Origin of the sequence: Lentzea sp. NPDC092896 (genome assembly GCF_044754905.1) — a bacterium.
Classification (GTDB): domain Bacteria; phylum Actinomycetota; class Actinomycetes; order Mycobacteriales; family Pseudonocardiaceae; genus Lentzea.
This window is the reverse complement of record NZ_JBIVPX010000002.1, coordinates 862,237-877,452: the sequence shown is the minus strand read 5'-3', so window position 1 is coordinate 877,452 and position 15,216 is coordinate 862,237. Positions and strand designations below refer to the sequence as shown.

The 15,216-nt window shown below is 69.3% G+C and carries 11 protein-coding genes; 5 read left to right on the top strand and 6 right to left on the bottom strand.

Features of this window, described 5'->3' with window-relative positions; translation table 11 throughout:
- Positions 1–28 precede the first annotated feature (28 nt).
- The 6 genes from ACIQF0_RS15060 to ACIQF0_RS15035 all read right to left on the bottom strand — a co-directional run bounded on the left by ACIQF0_RS15060 (position 29) and on the right by ACIQF0_RS15035 (position 7,540).
- Positions 29–1,192 (bottom strand): LLM class flavin-dependent oxidoreductase, encoded by a 1,164-nt coding sequence (locus tag ACIQF0_RS15060; protein WP_401029599.1) that lies wholly within the window; start codon positions 1,190–1,192, stop codon positions 29–31.
- Positions 1,193–1,325: 133 nt separating this feature from the next.
- A complete protein-coding gene (locus tag ACIQF0_RS15055) occupies positions 1,326–4,493 on the bottom strand; it encodes a S8 family serine peptidase (protein WP_401029596.1) in 3,168 nt (1,055 codons plus the stop codon).
- Between the two features lie 101 nt (positions 4,494–4,594).
- Positions 4,595–5,266: a DUF4166 domain-containing protein gene (locus ACIQF0_RS15050; protein ID WP_401029593.1), complete on the bottom strand. Its 672-nt coding sequence runs from the start codon at positions 5,264–5,266 to the stop codon at positions 4,595–4,597.
- Positions 5,263–5,970 (bottom strand): hypothetical protein, encoded by a 708-nt coding sequence (locus ACIQF0_RS15045; protein ID WP_401029590.1) that lies wholly within the window; start codon positions 5,968–5,970, stop codon positions 5,263–5,265. Before ACIQF0_RS15045 ends, ACIQF0_RS15050 begins: the two co-directional genes overlap by 4 nt.
- A gap of 72 nt (positions 5,971–6,042) precedes the next feature.
- Positions 6,043–6,678 (bottom strand): TetR/AcrR family transcriptional regulator, encoded by a 636-nt coding sequence (locus ACIQF0_RS15040; protein WP_401029587.1) that lies wholly within the window; start codon positions 6,676–6,678, stop codon positions 6,043–6,045.
- 4 nt (positions 6,679–6,682) lie between these two features.
- On the bottom strand, positions 6,683–7,540 hold the full coding sequence (locus ACIQF0_RS15035; protein WP_401029584.1) for a hypothetical protein: 858 nt from the start codon (positions 7,538–7,540) through the stop codon (positions 6,683–6,685).
- Between the two features lie 525 nt (positions 7,541–8,065).
- Between ACIQF0_RS15035 and ACIQF0_RS15030 the strand changes: the two genes are divergently transcribed.
- From ACIQF0_RS15030 to ACIQF0_RS15010, 5 genes are read left to right on the top strand one after another with little or no spacing between them, the layout of a single operon-like run.
- Positions 8,066–9,748, top strand: coding sequence for an RICIN domain-containing protein (locus ACIQF0_RS15030; RefSeq protein ID WP_401029581.1), 1,683 nt, complete (start codon positions 8,066–8,068; stop codon positions 9,746–9,748).
- A gap of 20 nt (positions 9,749–9,768) precedes the next feature.
- A complete protein-coding gene (locus tag ACIQF0_RS15025; protein WP_401029578.1) occupies positions 9,769–11,103 on the top strand; it encodes an AbfB domain-containing protein in 1,335 nt (444 codons plus the stop codon).
- An 11-nt stretch (positions 11,104–11,114) separates the two neighbouring features.
- Complete coding sequence (locus ACIQF0_RS15020; protein WP_401029575.1) at positions 11,115–12,554, top strand: family 43 glycosylhydrolase; 1,440 nt, start codon at positions 11,115–11,117, stop codon at positions 12,552–12,554.
- Between the two features lies 1 nt (position 12,555).
- On the top strand, positions 12,556–13,530 hold the full coding sequence (locus ACIQF0_RS15015; RefSeq protein WP_401029572.1) for an arabinan endo-1,5-alpha-L-arabinosidase: 975 nt from the start codon (positions 12,556–12,558) through the stop codon (positions 13,528–13,530).
- Positions 13,531–13,540: 10 nt separating this feature from the next.
- Positions 13,541–15,004, top strand: coding sequence for a family 43 glycosylhydrolase (locus ACIQF0_RS15010; protein WP_401029569.1), 1,464 nt, complete (start codon positions 13,541–13,543; stop codon positions 15,002–15,004).
- Positions 15,005–15,216 lie beyond the last annotated feature (212 nt).

Genomic DNA, 15,216 nt, shown 5'->3' with positions numbered 1-15,216 from the left:
TGGCCGGGCCGGAGGCGTGAACGAGGCGTCAGGACCGGTCGAACTCCGGGATCAGCTCCCCGATCAGCCGGATGCTGGTCATCACCTCGTCCGCCCCGATCGGCCCGATCTGCTGCAGGCACATCAGCCGGTCGATCCCGAGGTCCGCGTACGCCTGCAGCTTCTTGCGGCACGTGTCCGGGCTGCCGACGATCAGCGACTGCTGCGCCGACAGCACCTCGAACAGCTCGTCCTCCGGCACGTCCTCGCCCTGGATGATCCGGCCGATCACGAGCTGCGCGTCGGTGGGGACGGCGTCCACCTCGGCGCGCAGGAACTCGCCGGTGAGGCCGCCGTCGCCGGTCGCGAGGATGTCCTGGTGGCGTTGCATGGTCGCGGCGAACTCGGCGGCGGCGTTGAAGAAGCGCAGCGCTGTCACCGTGTACCAGGCCGCGGCGGCCGCGGCCCCGTTGCGCATGGCCTGCTCGTCGGTCTCGGCGCAGTGCACGAACGTGAAGTAGGCGACCTGGTTGTTGACGAACGAGCCGACCGGCGAGGTGCACTCGGCGGCGGCCGCGCGGTAGAGGTCGATCATGCGGGCCACCCGGTCGATGGACTCCCAGATCGTGGTGCCGAGCACGCCCACACCGCGGCGACCGGCCTCCTCGAACGACGTCGGGGACGCGGCGGCCTGCCACAGCGGCGGATGCGGGGTCTGCAGGGGCTTGGGGATGATCGAGACGTCGGAGACGTCGTAGTGCTCGCCGCTGTGGGAGAAGCGGTCGGTGGTCCACATCTTCGGCACCATCTCGAACGCCTCGGCGGTCTGGGCGCGCGCGTCGGCGGGCTGGACGCCGAAGAGGTTCCACTCGGGGATGGTGGAGCGGGTGAGGCCGAGCTCGACGCGGCCGCCGCTCAGGTGGTCGAGGGTGGCGGCGCGTTCGGCGACGCGGATCGGGTGGTTGAAGCGGCCGGGTGCGAGCACGGCGGCGTGGCCGAGACGGATCCGGGAGGTCTGCTGGGACAGGGCGGCGAGCACCAGTTCGGGGGCGGAGGACAGGCTGAACTCGCCGGCGCCGTGGTGCTCGACCTGCCACCAGCAGCCGTAGCCGAGCTCGTCGGCGAGTCGGGCCTGGTCGAGGGCCTGGCGGAAGCGGAACTGCTCGGGGGCAGGGCCTGGGTTCTGGATCTCGTTGAACAGATCGATCTTCATCAGCACACCCTCACCTCACGTGGACACCAAGGCTGATGTCTCTGTGAGCGATCAGGTCGTTACGCGGGCAATACAAAATCCTCGAACGGAGCAGTCCGGCGGGGGTGCCGCTGGGCACCCCCGCCGGACGTGGTCACTTCAGGAGGAACGCGTCGACGACGGTCTCGCTGACGGAGTTGCCGGCGGTGTCCCGAGCCGATGCCTTGAGCGACACCGAGGTGGCGCCCTTCGGGTGGTTCAGGACGGTGAACCACTTGCCGTCACGGCACAACAGCGGGGCGGCTCGCCAGGTCGCGCCCCGGTCGTGCGACACCTGGACGCCGGTCGGCTTGGCGTCGACGCCGGTGTTGTGGTTGACCGACACCGGCACGATCGTCGACGACGATCGGCTCGCCCGGTTGTGCCCGTCCAGGGCGGGCGCGAACTTCACGGCCATCAACGGCAACGGCTGGGCCGGGCCTTCGGCGACCGTGCCGGACGCGAACGTCCAGTCAGCGACGATCTTGCTGGTCAGCGCGCGGTCCCTGGTCGCCTCCGTGTGCAACCGGTAGGTGGCCTTCCCCGGCCCTCCCTCGAAGAGCCCACTGGTGCTGTTGATCCTGCCGATCTCGACGTCGTCCCGGTACAGCGTGGAACTCCCGGTGTGCGCGGAAAACCCTTCGCGGTCGTCGCGGGAGTCGGCGAACAGCGGGATCTGGAAGACCATCGTGTCGCCGGAACGGCCCGCGTACCGGGACGGCCGGTCCGGGTTCGAGGGCAGGTCGGGGCCGAACACCCCCAGGTTGTACGAGTCCGTGGCGGTCCTCACCCGCGGGAAGCTCTTGGGGGTGCTGGAGAACAGGCGCGACCTGTACTCCCCCTCGGCGGTCATCTCGGTGAACTCGGTGGGCCACGGCGTTTCCGGCGAGTAGAACTCGTCGAGAGCGAACGGCAGCGGCTTGGTGATCATGCCCTGACGGTTGCCGAGGGTGCCAGGCGCGGTGGCGGCGTGCGTGGTGCGGACCTTGACCAGGTCCTTGTCCCGCACCCGAAGCACGGGATCCGCCGGCATGCGTCCGTTGACGTCGCCCCGCACGTTGTAGAGGTACGGACTGGCGTCGAAGCTCCCCATGCCGTCCTGCTCGGCGAACCTGCCGCCGGCCGAGTACCGGAACTGGCCGGGCGCCGAGGTCTTCGACGGGCTGACGAGCACGTCGCCGTACTCCGGCGGGCTGATCCTGGTGCGCAGGAAGTCCTTGCCACCGTACGAAGTCGAGCGGGCGAACTCCACGAACCTCTCGCCGGCCTTGGCATCGCGCCGATCGAGGACGAGTCCGGCCGGCTTGCCCTGCCGCGCGTCGACCGTGATCGCGGTGGCCGCGCCCAGGTTCACGTCGGGCTCGATCGCGACGGACAGCCGACCGTCCGATGTGGACACCTGCGACTCGAAGTAGTAGTGCCCCTTGGGCGCACGGACCGTCAGCGACCCCGACGCGTCGTACGGCACCCGCATCTCCGGCTTGCTCAGGTCGACCAGCCGGAACGCGTAGTCCGGTGTGGGCTTGCCGTCGGTACCGAGCACGTTCACCTTGAGGTCGTAGCTCTCCACCTCACGCGTGACGGCGATGGGCGTGCGGACGTCCCCGGCGGTGACCACACCGCTGTAGATCCCGTCGGCGCCGTCGATCTTCGTGTTCGTGGTGACCGTGGCCTGGGCGGTCGCACCGGGCGCGATCATCAGGGTCGCCGGGGCGACGGTGAACATCCCCGCCGGAGCGGCTTTCCCGTTGGGGCCCTTGACCTCCGCGGCCAGGTTCAGGGTCACCGGTGACGTACCGGAGTTGCGGTAGGTCACCGCGGTGGCGATCGGCGCGTCGTCGGTGTGCGGCCACTGCGCGATGCCGTTGTTGATGCTCCCCACGGACGCGTGCACCGTCGTTGTCACCGCTTTGGCGACGTCGACCCGTCCTGCGCCCTGGTCGAACACGGTCAGCGCCGGGTTCGGCTTCGCACTGCCCATCAAGGCCGCCTTGAGCTGCGGGGCCTTCCAGTCCGGGTGCTGACCGGCCAGGATCGCGGCGGCGCCTGCCACGTGCGGGGTGGCCATGGACGTCCCGTCCAGCGCGACGTGGTCCTCCCCCACCGGCGGGAACCGGCGGCTGATCATGCTGTCCTTCGCCAGCGCGGCGACGATCGCCACGCCCGGCGCGGTGATGTCCGGTTTGATGGCGTTGTCGCGCGACCTGGGGCCACGGCTGGAGAAGTCGGCCAGTGCGTCGGCCTGGTCGACCGCGCCGACGGTGAGCGCGGCGTCCGCGGCGGCCGGCGAACCCGGCGTGCGTCCGCTGTTGCCCGAGGCGATCACGAACAGGGCGCCCGTCCGAGCCGTGATCTGGTTGACCGCCTGCGACAACGGGTCCGTGCCGTCACTGGGGGCATCGCTGCCCAGGCTCATGTTGATCACCTGGGCGCCGTTGGCGGCGGCCCACTCCATCCCGGCGATGATCCCGGACTCCGTGCCGCTGCCGGCGTCGTTGAGGACCTTGCCGACGAGCAGCCTCGTGTCCGGCGCGACGCCCTTGTACGTGGTGTGGTCGCCCGTCACGATGGACGCCACGTGCGTGCCGTGTCCGTGCTTGTCCACGGTTCCGCTGGCGCTGCCGGTGAAGTCCTTCGCCTCGATCACCGCGCCGGCGAGGTCGGGATGGGTGGGTTCGATGCCGGTGTCCAGCACGGCGACCCTGGTGTTCTGCCCGGTGTGGCCCGCCTGCCAGGCGGCCGGCGCACCGATCTGCGGAACGCTCTTGTCCAGCACCGCGTGCACCGGACCGTCGAGCCAGATCCTGGTGGCGTCGCGGGTGTTCCAGAACGCCGTGCCCTTGGCCGCGACCACAGCCACGCCGCCGACGCTCGGCAGTTCACGCACTGTGCGCGCGTTCAAGGTGCCTGCCTGAGTGACGATCAGCGGGATGTCGCCGCGCTCGGCGTCGCCATAGCCGCTGTCGAGGAGCTCGGTGACGTTGAACAGCCGGGGATCGAGCTGTCCGGACCGGAGCATGCCCAGTGCGTCGAACGGGGTGACGCTGACGTCGCCGTCGACGTCGGTCCGAGTGACGAAGCCGATCTTCTCTCTTCCTTCGGCCGCACGCACTTCGGCGTGCCCGGAGCCGGTGAGCACGACCTGGTCACCGGTGATCAGCGTGATCGTGCGTCCCTGGCCGCCCGGCGTGACCGGTGCGGCGTGTGCCTGTGTTCCTGGCCCGACCAGACCGGTCGCCGCGATCACGGCGACCGCGACGGACCGTTTCCACCTGTCGCTCATACGCCCCCTCCAGTAGATCTCTGGCGCCCACCCTGAGATCTACTGGCTCCACGACGGGTTTCCACGGCTTGCCAGTTGCCAGTATTGGTCTATACCTCCGTTCAGACCCTTGCCTGCTCCCGCACCGGCCTGATCGCGTCCGGCACGGAATCGCCTTCGGGGTAGGCACAGGTGAACGTGCCGTGGTAGCCGAAGAGCGGTCCGAACCGGTGGTTGGTGACCTCGACGTTGATGCGGAACCGGCCCAGTTCGTCGTCGTAGGACTCGCGGACCTCCGCCGTACCGGTCACCAGGTCCGGGATGCGGAAGTGCAGCGGGCCTTCGTGGAAGCGCTGCTCCCCGCTGCGGATCAGGAGCCCGCCGCGTTCGTCGACGGACATGTGCAGGTCGACGGAGACGTGCTGGTGCGTGCCCAGGTAGTCCACAACGGACTCCCGCTCGGGGCTGTAGATCATCGTGGCGTCCCAGCGACGGGGCCGGTCGAAGGTGAAGGTGCGGACGAAGGTCACCGTCTCCCTGCCGAGCGAGTCGCGGTAGGGGTAGTTCTCGATGGTGAACGGGATGTCGCGGCCGTGGGCGGGCAGGAGGATGTGGCGCTGGGCTCCGAGCCAGAGGAACGGCCGGGTGAACCCGCGGCCGTGCCACACCCGGTCCATCGTGCCCGTGCCGACGCAGGCGACGCCGTCCGCACTGGCGAAACCGAACCGGCGTCGCAGTTGCGGGTGCAGGCGGTCGAAGTCGTCGCCGAGGGCCCGCTGGAAGATCGACGTCATGGGTGCTCCAAGGTGGACAGGGTGGAGGGCGCCGTCGACGAACGGCGGTCCGGTGGATTCCGCCGGCACCTCCTGGCGGCCGGGGTGGACGGCGACGGCGGGGCCAGCAGGGCGGCGAGGGTGACGGCCGCGGCGAGCACGACCGGTGCGGCCCACCAGGCGGCGGCACAGACGGCGAGCCGGGTTCCGGCGTCCAGCAGGGCTCGCCGGAGCGACACCTCCGGCGGCACGCCGCGCTCCAGCCACAGCCGGAGCCGATCGAACGACCAGGCGGTGCCCCACCCCAGCAGGAGGCGGAACGGGCGATCGGCCAGCGCCCCCAACCGGCCCCAGCCGGGCTGGTAGTCGTACCCGGTGAGGAACCGGATCCCGGCGCTGGTCGGGACGTACCGCCAATAGCCGGACCCGCCGCGGATCAGGGACAACGGATGCGCCGAGCTGAACCGCAGGGCCGAGGTCCGTGAGCCGTCGGGCTTGGTGCGCTCGCCGACGCTGACGCCGGTGCCGTCCACCGTCAGGCCGGGCAGGACGCGGACGGAGTACCGGAAGCGCTGTGCCGCGTCCGGTTCCGCCTTCGGCAGGTTCTCGATCCGGGTGAACCGGAGGTCCCACCGCTGGTGCTGCCGCGGTTCCTGCGTCCGCCGCCAGAGCTCGTCGAGGTCGGCCTGGATCACCGTCTCCACGTAGAGAGTTCGCCGCGCCATGAGACCCCCTGCTGTTTGAGCATCTGCTCAAACAGCAGGGTAGCCACATTTGAGCAGATGCTCAAATGTGTGTTAGCGCACCTTCTTGGCCGTCTTGCGGAGTTTGCCGCGCAGGGCGCGCAGTGCGACCGGCCCGAGGTCGTCCACCACCTCGATGAGCACGGCCAGCCGGTCGAGCGCGTCCAACGCCGCCGTGGCCCCGTCCGGGTCGACGCCCTCGTAGAGCTCCAGACCGATGAACCCGGCGCTCACCGCGCGGGCGAGACCCGCCGTGTCGATCAACTCTGCCATCGGCGAGCCGGCCAGCAACCTGGTCAGGGCGCGCTCGATCGGCGTGATCCACAACTGCAGGGACGCCGCGGTGGCCTCGGCGAGTTTCGGGTCGGTCTGGGCGCCCGCCAGCAGCTGGGCGAGAACCATGACGTTGCCCTGGGCTCGCTCCTCGGTGTGCAGGCCACGGCCGAGCGCGAGAAGCTGCCGCAGGTCGGTGATCTGGTCGAGGCGTTCGGCGAACAGCTCGACCCTCGCCTGCGTCGCGGCGAGGCACGCGGCCTGGAGCAGGTCGTGGACGGTGCCGAAGTGGTAGAAGACCAGCGCCTGGTTGACCTCGGCGGTGGCCGCGATGCTCCGCGCCGTCGTGCCGATCAGGCCGTGCGTGCGGATGGTCTCGATCGCGCCGTCGATCAGGCGTTGTCGGGTGTCGGCCACGGCATCACCGTAGAGGCCCGCGAAGACGCCGGCGCAGCGCCTCCGCGATCCCGTGCCCGTCTCCGGGATCGAGCGCGGCGAAGATCATCGCTTGCACCGACGCCACGAAGAGCTCCCGGTTCTCCCCCGTGTCGTCACCGGCACCGGCGACCTGCTGCGCGAAACCCGACGTCTGCGCGGAGATCATCAGACAGAGCTGCCGCGCCGTGACGCCCGGCCGGAACCGCACGTCCAACAGCCGCAGGCCCTCCTCGTACACCGGCACCCACCGCGTGGAGTACGCCTCCAGCATCTCCCGGTAGGCCTTCGTGGCGACGGACCGCCACTTGGCGTCGATCGTCAGCGAGAGCTGGAACAGCCAGTATCTCGCCAGCCGGCTGCGCATCCGCAGGTCGTGGGTGGCGATCTTCGCGATGAGATCGGTCAGATCCAGCCCGCCGTCGCGCACCTTCGGCAGTTCGGCCAGCGCACGGCGCGGGCCGTAGTCGAGGAAGTTGCTCCAGCGCGGCGCCGTGCACGTGTACTTGATGAGACACATGAAGAAGTTCGCCATGCCACCAGGCCCCGGCCAGCGATCGCGGAACGCGCCCTCGCCGACGTGGGCGACGCCGGACAGCTCTGCGGCGACTCCGGCGGCACGACGCACCACGATCTCGCGCGTCAACCGGGCGCCCGCGAGTTCGTCGCGACTGCGCGAGTTGCGGCCGGACAGCTGGTCGTCGATCTCCTCGAGCCCGCCTTCCAGGAACACCATCGTCGTGACGTAGACCGAGCGCCGCGGATTGCGGGGATCGGCGAGGCTGGGGCGGGAAATGTGCTCCCCGAACACTTCCGGCCAGTCGACTTCGTCGTTGAAGCGCACAGGACCCCCTGGAGATCACCTCATTCCAGCACAGGGTCCGGACCACCGGCAACGCTCTCCGCACCTCCTGAACAGGAGGATGACGCGCACGACCGCAGGCCTCATCGTGAAACCACGGGGAAAACGGATGAAAGGAAATCCGATGCAGATCACGGTGGAGACCTCGTTGTTGTCGGTGCGCCTGATCGAGATGTTGCTGGTCCTGCTGGCGGCCACTGCGTGCGGAGTACGTCGCCGTCCGCCGCGGTGAGGCGGAACACCGAACCACCGCGAGTTCATGGTGATGAACCCGGGGACGACCCATTCCGTTCACGAGTGTGACCAGCGGATATTTCCTGCTCACACCCGTTGATCGATTCGATTGGCGGTGACCTGGCCATTCGATTGATTCGACCACGAACATCGACTGGACTCGCCCGTTTTCGACGTTTGACCTGGCCCGGAGAACGCTCATAACATCCGGCGAGAACCCGCCGCACATCCGAACGGAAATCCTTTCTCTCAGCGTTGAGAAGCGGAGTCCTCATGGGCATTTCGGAAAAGCTCGCGCGGCAACGCCGTGTTCGCGCCGGGCTGGTGGCGGGTGGCGCGGTCGTCGCACTGGTCACCGCGCTCGCCGCGTGGCCCGCCATCGCCGCGAACGCGAACGTCGCGGGCACCTACGTGCTGAAGAACGCGGGCAGCGGCCAGTGCCTCGACGCGGGCACGAGCCCGTCGAGCGGAACGCAGCTGCGGCAACAGGCGTGCGCCGGCCAGGAGTGGGTGCTGACCGAGGTCAGCGGCGGGGTGCGGATCACCGCGGGAGGCCTGTGCGCCGGCGTGCGGGACGCGTCGACCAGCGCGGGCAAACCGGTCCAGCTCGAAGCGTGCACCGGCGCGACGAGCCAGGTCTGGGCGCTGACCCCGAACGGCGGCGACCACCGCCTGGTCAACGCCAACGGCGGCAAGTGCCTCAACGTCAAGGACAACGCCACCACGCCGGACGCGTTGGTGCAGACCAACTCCTGCGACAGCGCCGCCACCAAGCAGTGGACGCTCACACCGGCCGGCGGTCCGACCAGCACGACCACTTCCACCACCACTACGACCACGACGACGACCACGACGACCGGCACGCCGCCCGCCAACGCGTTGTACGTGTCGCCGGCCGGTCGTGACGGTGCTTCCGGCACGATCTCCGACCCGACCACGCTGACGTCCGCACTCCCCCGCGTCGCCGCGGGCGGCACGATCTTCCTGCGCGGTGGCACGTACAGCTTCTCGCAGACCGTGACGATCCCGCCCACCAACAACGGCACCGCGAGCGCCCGCAAGAAGCTGGCGGCCTACCAGGGCGAGAAGCCGGTGCTGAACTTCTCGGCGCAGACCGAGGACCCTGCCAACCGCGGCCTCGCCGTGACCGGCTCGTACTGGCACGTGCAGGGCGTCATCGTCGAACGCGCCGGGGACAACGGCATCTTCGTAGGCGGCAGCTACAACATCTTCGAACGCACGATCACCCGGTTCAACCGCGACACCGGCCTGCAGCTCTCCCGGACGCTGTCCAGCACCCCGAAGGACCAGTGGCCGTCCCACAACCTCATCCTCGGCGCGGAGTCGCACGACAACGCCGACTCCGACGGCGAGGACGCCGACGGGTTCGCCGCCAAGCTCACGTCGGGACCCGGCAACGTGTTCCGCTACTCGGTGGCGCACAACAACATCGACGACGGGTGGGACCTCTACACCAAGTCGGACACCGGCCCGATCGGCGCCGTCACCATCGAAGACTCGCTGGCCTACGAGAACGGCACCCTGAGCAACGGCGGGCAGGCCGGCAACGGCGACCGCAACGGCTTCAAGCTGGGCGGCGAGGACATCGGCGTGAACCACACGATCACCCGCACGATCGCCTACGACAACGGCAAACACGGCTTCACCTACAACCGCAACCTCGGCTCCATGGCCGTGTCGAGCAACCTGAGCATCGACAACGACGAACGCAACTTCTCCTTCGACGCGGGCAGTTCGGTGTTCCGCACCAACACCTCCTGCCGCGGCAGCAGCGGGAGCAACGACAAGGTGGTCGGCGACTCCGACTCCTCCAACCAGTTCTGGGCGGGCACCAACGGCTCCCGCTGTTCCGGCTACACCGGCGCACTCGGCTGGTCGTTCGCCTCCGACGGCAGGCTCGTCGTCACCCTCGGCGGCAAGCCCGTCGCGTTCTGACCACACCGAGGAGCCGGTCCATGCGTCTCTCCCTGCCGGTGATCGCTGTCACCGCAGCACTCGTCGCCGGTGTCGTCGTCCCGGGTCCGGTGGCCTCCGCCGCCGGGCCCGTGCCGCACTACCTGATGACCGCGTTCACGAACAGCAGCGAGTCGAACATGTACGTCTACGACTCGGCGAACGCGACGGGCTTCACCCAGGTCAAAGCGAACGCCTACACGCCGCCGTCGGGACTGATCCGCGATCCCAGCGTCCTGCGGCACACCGACGGTTACTACTACATCGTCCACACGACGAACTGGACGGGCGACACCATCGGCTTCGCCCGCAGCGCGGACTACGTGAACTGGACGTTCCTGCGCACCGTCCGGGTAGGACTCAACGGCGCCACCGGCAGCACGTGGGCGCCGGAGTGGTTCAAGGACTCCGACGGCAGCGTGCACGTGGTCTTCTCCGCGTCCACGACCGGAACGGCGGGACAGTTCCGCCCGTACCGGATCACCGCGACGAACGCGGACCTGTCGGCGTGGAGCAGCCCGGTCCCGCTGGGCATCCCGGCCAACTTCATCGACAGCTTCCTGGTCAAGGTCGGTGGCACCTACCACAACTTCCTCAAGAACGAGACGACGAAGTACGTCGAGCACGCCACCGCGACGTCGCTGAACGGGCCGTGGACGTTCGCCGGCACGGGCAACTGGGCGGGCTGGGGCTCCGGTCTCGAAGGGCCCGCGCTCGTGCGGCTGCCCGACGGCCGGTGGCGGATCTACTTCGACCAGTACGGCCAGCGTCGCTACTTCTACGCCGACAGCACGGATCTCGGCAGCTTCGGCGCCAAGACCGAACTGGCCGGGTTGTCCGGCACCGCGCGGCACTTCACGGTGCTGCGGGAGGACTCCGGCGACGGCACGGCGGTGGCGACGGGCGCACGGTCGTTGCGCTCGGTCAACTTCCCCGACCGGTACGTCCGGCACCGCGACAACCTCGCCCACGTCGATCCGGTGAGCTCGTCGAGCACGCTTCCGGTGCGCCAGGACGCGACGTTCACGGTCGTGGCCGGTCTGGCGAACGCGGGCTGCTATTCACTGCGCTCGGTGAACCACCCGGACCGCTACCTGCGGCACTACGACTTCCGCGTCCGGCTGGACGTCAACAGCGGTGACGCGGTGTTCGCCCGCGACGCCACCTTCTGCGGCCGGACCGGTCTCGCGGGCGGCGGGAGCACGTCGTTCGAGTCCTACTCCCACCCCGGCCGGTACCTGCGTCACCAGAACTACGAACTGCGCGTCGACTGGCGCACCTCGGACTCGGCGTTCGCCGGTGACGCGTCCTTCACCGTCACCGCGCCACTGGCCTGAAAGGACAGTCGATGAAGACGGTTCTCCTCCGCCTGGCCGTGCTGGTGCTCGCCGCCGTCACCTGCGTGGCCGGAATGCCCGTGCCGCAGGCGGGTGCGACGCCCGCGGTGCGCTACACCAACCCGATCGCGGAACGGCGTGCCGACCCGCACGTCTTCAAGCACACCGACGGCTTCTACTACTTCACCGCGACCGTTCCGGAGTACGACCGGATCGTCCTGCGCCGCGCGACCACGATCCAGGGACTGGCCTCGGCGGCGGAGACGGTGATCTGGCGCAAGCACTCCAGCGGCGAGATGGCCGCCCACATCTGGGCACCGGAGATCCACTTCATCAACGGGAAGTGGTACGTCTACTTCGCGGCGGGCCGCAGTGACGACGTCTGGCGCATCCGGATGTACGTGCTGGAGAGTTCGAGCGCCAACCCGGTGACCGGATCCTGGACCGAGCGCGGTCGCATCACGACCCCGTGGGACACCTTCTCCCTGGACGCCTCCACGTTCACGCACAACGGCGTGCGGTACCTCACCTGGGCGCAGCAGGAACCGGGAATCGCCACGAACTCGAACGTCTACCTCGCCCGCATGGGCGCGAACCCGTGGACGATCACCGGCTCGGTGACCCGGTTGGTGGTGCCGGCGCTCGCCTGGGAGACCCGTGGGTACAAGGTGGCGGAAGGCCCGGCGGTCCTGCAGCGCAACGGAAAGGTCTTCCTGACCTACTCGGCCAGCGCCACCGACGCGAACTACTGCCTCGGCCTGCTGACCGCTTCGGCGTCGGCCGACCTGCTCAACCCGGCCTCGTGGACCAAGAGCACCGGCCCCGTGTTCACCAGCAACGACGCGACGGGGCAGTACGGGCCCGGCCACAACTCGTTCACGGTGTCCGAGGACGGCAGCAGCGACGTGATGGTCTACCACGACCGCAGCTACCGCGACATCAGCGGCGACCCGCTCAACGACCCGAACCGCCGCACGCGCGTGCAGAAGGTCTACTACAAGGCCGACGGCTCACCGGATCTCGGCATCCCGGTCGCCGACGGGCCGACCCCGGTCAGGCTCAGGTCCTATGCCGCCGCCGACCGCTTCGTGCGGCACTGGGAGTACCGAGCACGTCTGGAAGCGACCGTGTCCCCGCTGGCCGACTCCCAGTTCAAGCTCGTCACGGGGCTGGCGGGATCCGGCGCGGTGTCGCTGGAGTCGACCAACTTCCCCGGCTACTACCTGCGGCACCGCGACAACGAGTTGTGGGTAGAGCGAAGCGACGGCAGCACGTTGTTCCGCAACGACGCCAGCTTCACCCAGCGAGCAGGACTCGCGGCCGCGTCGGCGGTGTCGTTCGAGTCGGTGAACTTCCCCGGCCGCCACATCCGCGTCAGCAACGGACTGCTCTACCTGCAGGCGGTCAGTGACGCGCAGGGCCGGGCAGACGCGACGTTCGTACTGGAGTGACATGAGCGCTTCGAGGACGACCTCACTGAGAAGAGCGATGGTGGCCGTGGCGGTGGTCCTGACCACCGCGGTCGCGACGGCACCGCCCGCGTCGGCCTATCCCCTGCCGGGCCGTGTCACCGGTGACGTCGGCGTGCACGACCCGAGCGTGGTCAGGCGCGCCGACGGGAGCTACCTGGTGGCGCACACCGGCACCGGCATCGCGCTGAAGACCTCCACCGACCGGATCGCGTTCCGCAACGCCGGTTCGGTGTTTCCCGGCGGCGCGTCGTGGACCACGCCCTACACCGGCGGCAGCAGCAACCTCTGGGCGCCGGATCTGTCCTATCGCGACGGACGGTACTGGCTGTACTACTCGGCTTCGACGTTCGGCTCGAACCGGTCGGCGATCTTCCTCGCCACCAGTCCGAGCGGCGACTCCGGCACGTGGACCCACCGCGGCCTGGTCGTCGAGACCCGGACGTCGGACGACTTCAACGCCATCGACCCTGATCTCGTCGTGGACGACCAGGGCCGCTGGTGGCTCAGCTTCGGCTCGTTCTGGTCCGGCATCAAGATGGTCGCGCTCAACCCGTCCACCGGTCTGCGGTCCGACTCGGTCGTCCGGTCCCTCGCGGGCAGGAACGGCGGTCCGATCGAGGCGCCGAACATCGTCAAACGCGGCGCGTACTACTACCTCTTCGTCTCGTTCGACTACTGCTGCCGGGGCGCGTCCAGCACCTACCGGGTGATGGTCGGCCGCTCCACCAGCGTCACCGGGCCCTACGTCGCCCGCAACGGCACCGCGCTGAACTCCGGCGGCGGCACGGAGATCCTGGCCGGTCAGGGCAGCGTGCACGGGCCGGGGCACCAGGACGTCCTCGCCGACGTCGACGGCGACCTCCTCGTCTACCACTACTACACGGACACCGGCGCGTCGCGACTCGGCATCAACCTGCTGGCCTTCGACTCGGCGGGCTGGCCGTACCTGCGCTAGGGAGCAGACCTTGACCTCGATCGGCTTGCGCAGCACCGTTCTGGCCGCCACCGTCCTCCTGCTGGGCGGCATGACGAGCGCTGTGCCCACGGTGGCGGCCGCCGCGGTCGTGGACACCAGCGCGTCGTACGCGTTGGTCAACCGCAACAGCGGTAAGGCGTTGGACGTCTACGACCTGTCCACTGCGGACGGAGCCCGGATCTCGCAGTACGCGCGCAACGACGGCGCCTGGCAGCAGTGGCAGTTCGTCGACTCCGGCGGCGGCTACTACCGGGTGAAGTCACGGCACAGCGGCAAGGTCCTGGACTTCGTCTCGACCGCGGACCGGGCCGGCCTCGTGCAGACGACGGACGCCGGCCGCGCCGGTCAGCAGTTCCGCCTGGCCGACTCGCCGGACGGGCACGTCCGGCTGCTCAGCCGGGCGAGCGGCAAGGCTGTCGACGTCCTCGACTTCTCCGCCGCCAACGGCGCACAGGTGATCCAGTGGCCCGACACCGGCGGTGCGAACCAGCAGTGGCAGCTGGTGAGGATCGGCGCCACCGGGAACGTCACCAACCCGATCAAGCACGGCGGCCCCGACCCGTGGCTGCAGTTCCACAACGGCTACTACTACCTGGCCACCACAACGTGGAACTCCACCATCACCATGCGCCGCTCCCGCACGCTGGCGGGCCTGTCGAGCGCGGCGGACACCGTGGTGTTCAGCCTCTCCGGCCGGCCCAACGGGTGCTGCAACATGTGGGCACCGGAGTTCCACCTGCTGGGCGGCCGGTGGTACCTCTACTACGTGGCCGGGCAGAACGTGTCCGACTACAACCCCACCCAGCGCCTGCACGTGCTGGAGAGCGCGGGCACCGACCCGATGGGCCCGTACACGTTCAAGGCCGACCTGGGCAACACCTGGGAGCTAGACCCGAGCATCCTGCAGCACAACGGGAAGCTGTACCTGATGGGCAGCGCGATGGACGGCACCCAGAGCCTGACCATCACACCACTGTCCACTCCGTACACCATCAGCGGCGCACGGCGCACCATCTCGCAGCCGACCCTGGCGTGGGAGCGGCAGACCGCGCCGGTCAACGAGGGCGCGGAGCCGTTGTACCGCAACGGCCGCACCATGATCGTGTACTCGGCCAGCGCCTGCTGGGGCCCCGACTACAAGCTCGGCCTGCTCACCCTCACCGGGTCCGACCCGCTCAACCGCGCGCACTGGACGAAGTCGCCCGACCCGGTGTTCCAGCGCAACGACGAGCACGGGGTGTTCGGTCCCGGCCACAACGGGTTCTTCAAGTCCCCCGACGGCACCGAGGACTGGATCGTCTACCACGGCAACACCAGTGCCTCCGCGGGCTGCGGCATGGAGCGGTCGGCGCGCGCGCAGAAGTTCACCTGGAACGCCGACGGCACCCCGAACTTCGGCACCCCGGTCCCGCTCGGCGCGCAGGTCCCCGCGCCGTCGGGAGAGCCGGCCTGAGGACGCGCCGCGAGCCAGGAAGGTCCCCTGGCTCGCAGCGCACGGCGGCAACCGGCCCAACCGGCTCCCGCTCAGCGGCGTGCCGGTCGTCACCGCGCCGACGGCATCACCCCCAACCTCGCGAAACGTGAGAGAGTGGACATCTCCGCCCGCCTCGGGTCCACACCCGCAGGCGCGCCCTTCACCCCGGAGCGGACGCCGCCTCATCCAGG

Excerpts from the sequence above, each read along its gene's own strand:
- ACIQF0_RS15060 (WP_401029599.1), bottom strand. The coding sequence starts at position 1,192 with ATGAAGATCGATCTGTTCAACGAGATCCAGAACCCAGGCCCTGCCCCC.
- ACIQF0_RS15020 (WP_401029575.1), top strand. The coding sequence starts at position 11,115 with ATGAAGACGGTTCTCCTCCGCCTGGCCGTGCTGGTGCTCGCCGCCGTC.
- ACIQF0_RS15025 (WP_401029578.1), top strand. The coding sequence starts at position 9,769 with ATGCGTCTCTCCCTGCCGGTGATCGCTGTCACCGCAGCACTCGTCGCC.
- ACIQF0_RS15015 (WP_401029572.1), top strand. The coding sequence starts at position 12,556 with ATGAGCGCTTCGAGGACGACCTCACTGAGAAGAGCGATGGTGGCCGTG.
- ACIQF0_RS15055 (WP_401029596.1), bottom strand. The coding sequence starts at position 4,493 with ATGAGCGACAGGTGGAAACGGTCCGTCGCGGTCGCCGTGATCGCGGCG.
- ACIQF0_RS15050 (WP_401029593.1), bottom strand. The coding sequence starts at position 5,266 with ATGACGTCGATCTTCCAGCGGGCCCTCGGCGACGACTTCGACCGCCTG.
- ACIQF0_RS15030 (WP_401029581.1), top strand. The coding sequence starts at position 8,066 with ATGGGCATTTCGGAAAAGCTCGCGCGGCAACGCCGTGTTCGCGCCGGG.
- ACIQF0_RS15045 (WP_401029590.1), bottom strand. The coding sequence starts at position 5,970 with ATGGCGCGGCGAACTCTCTACGTGGAGACGGTGATCCAGGCCGACCTC.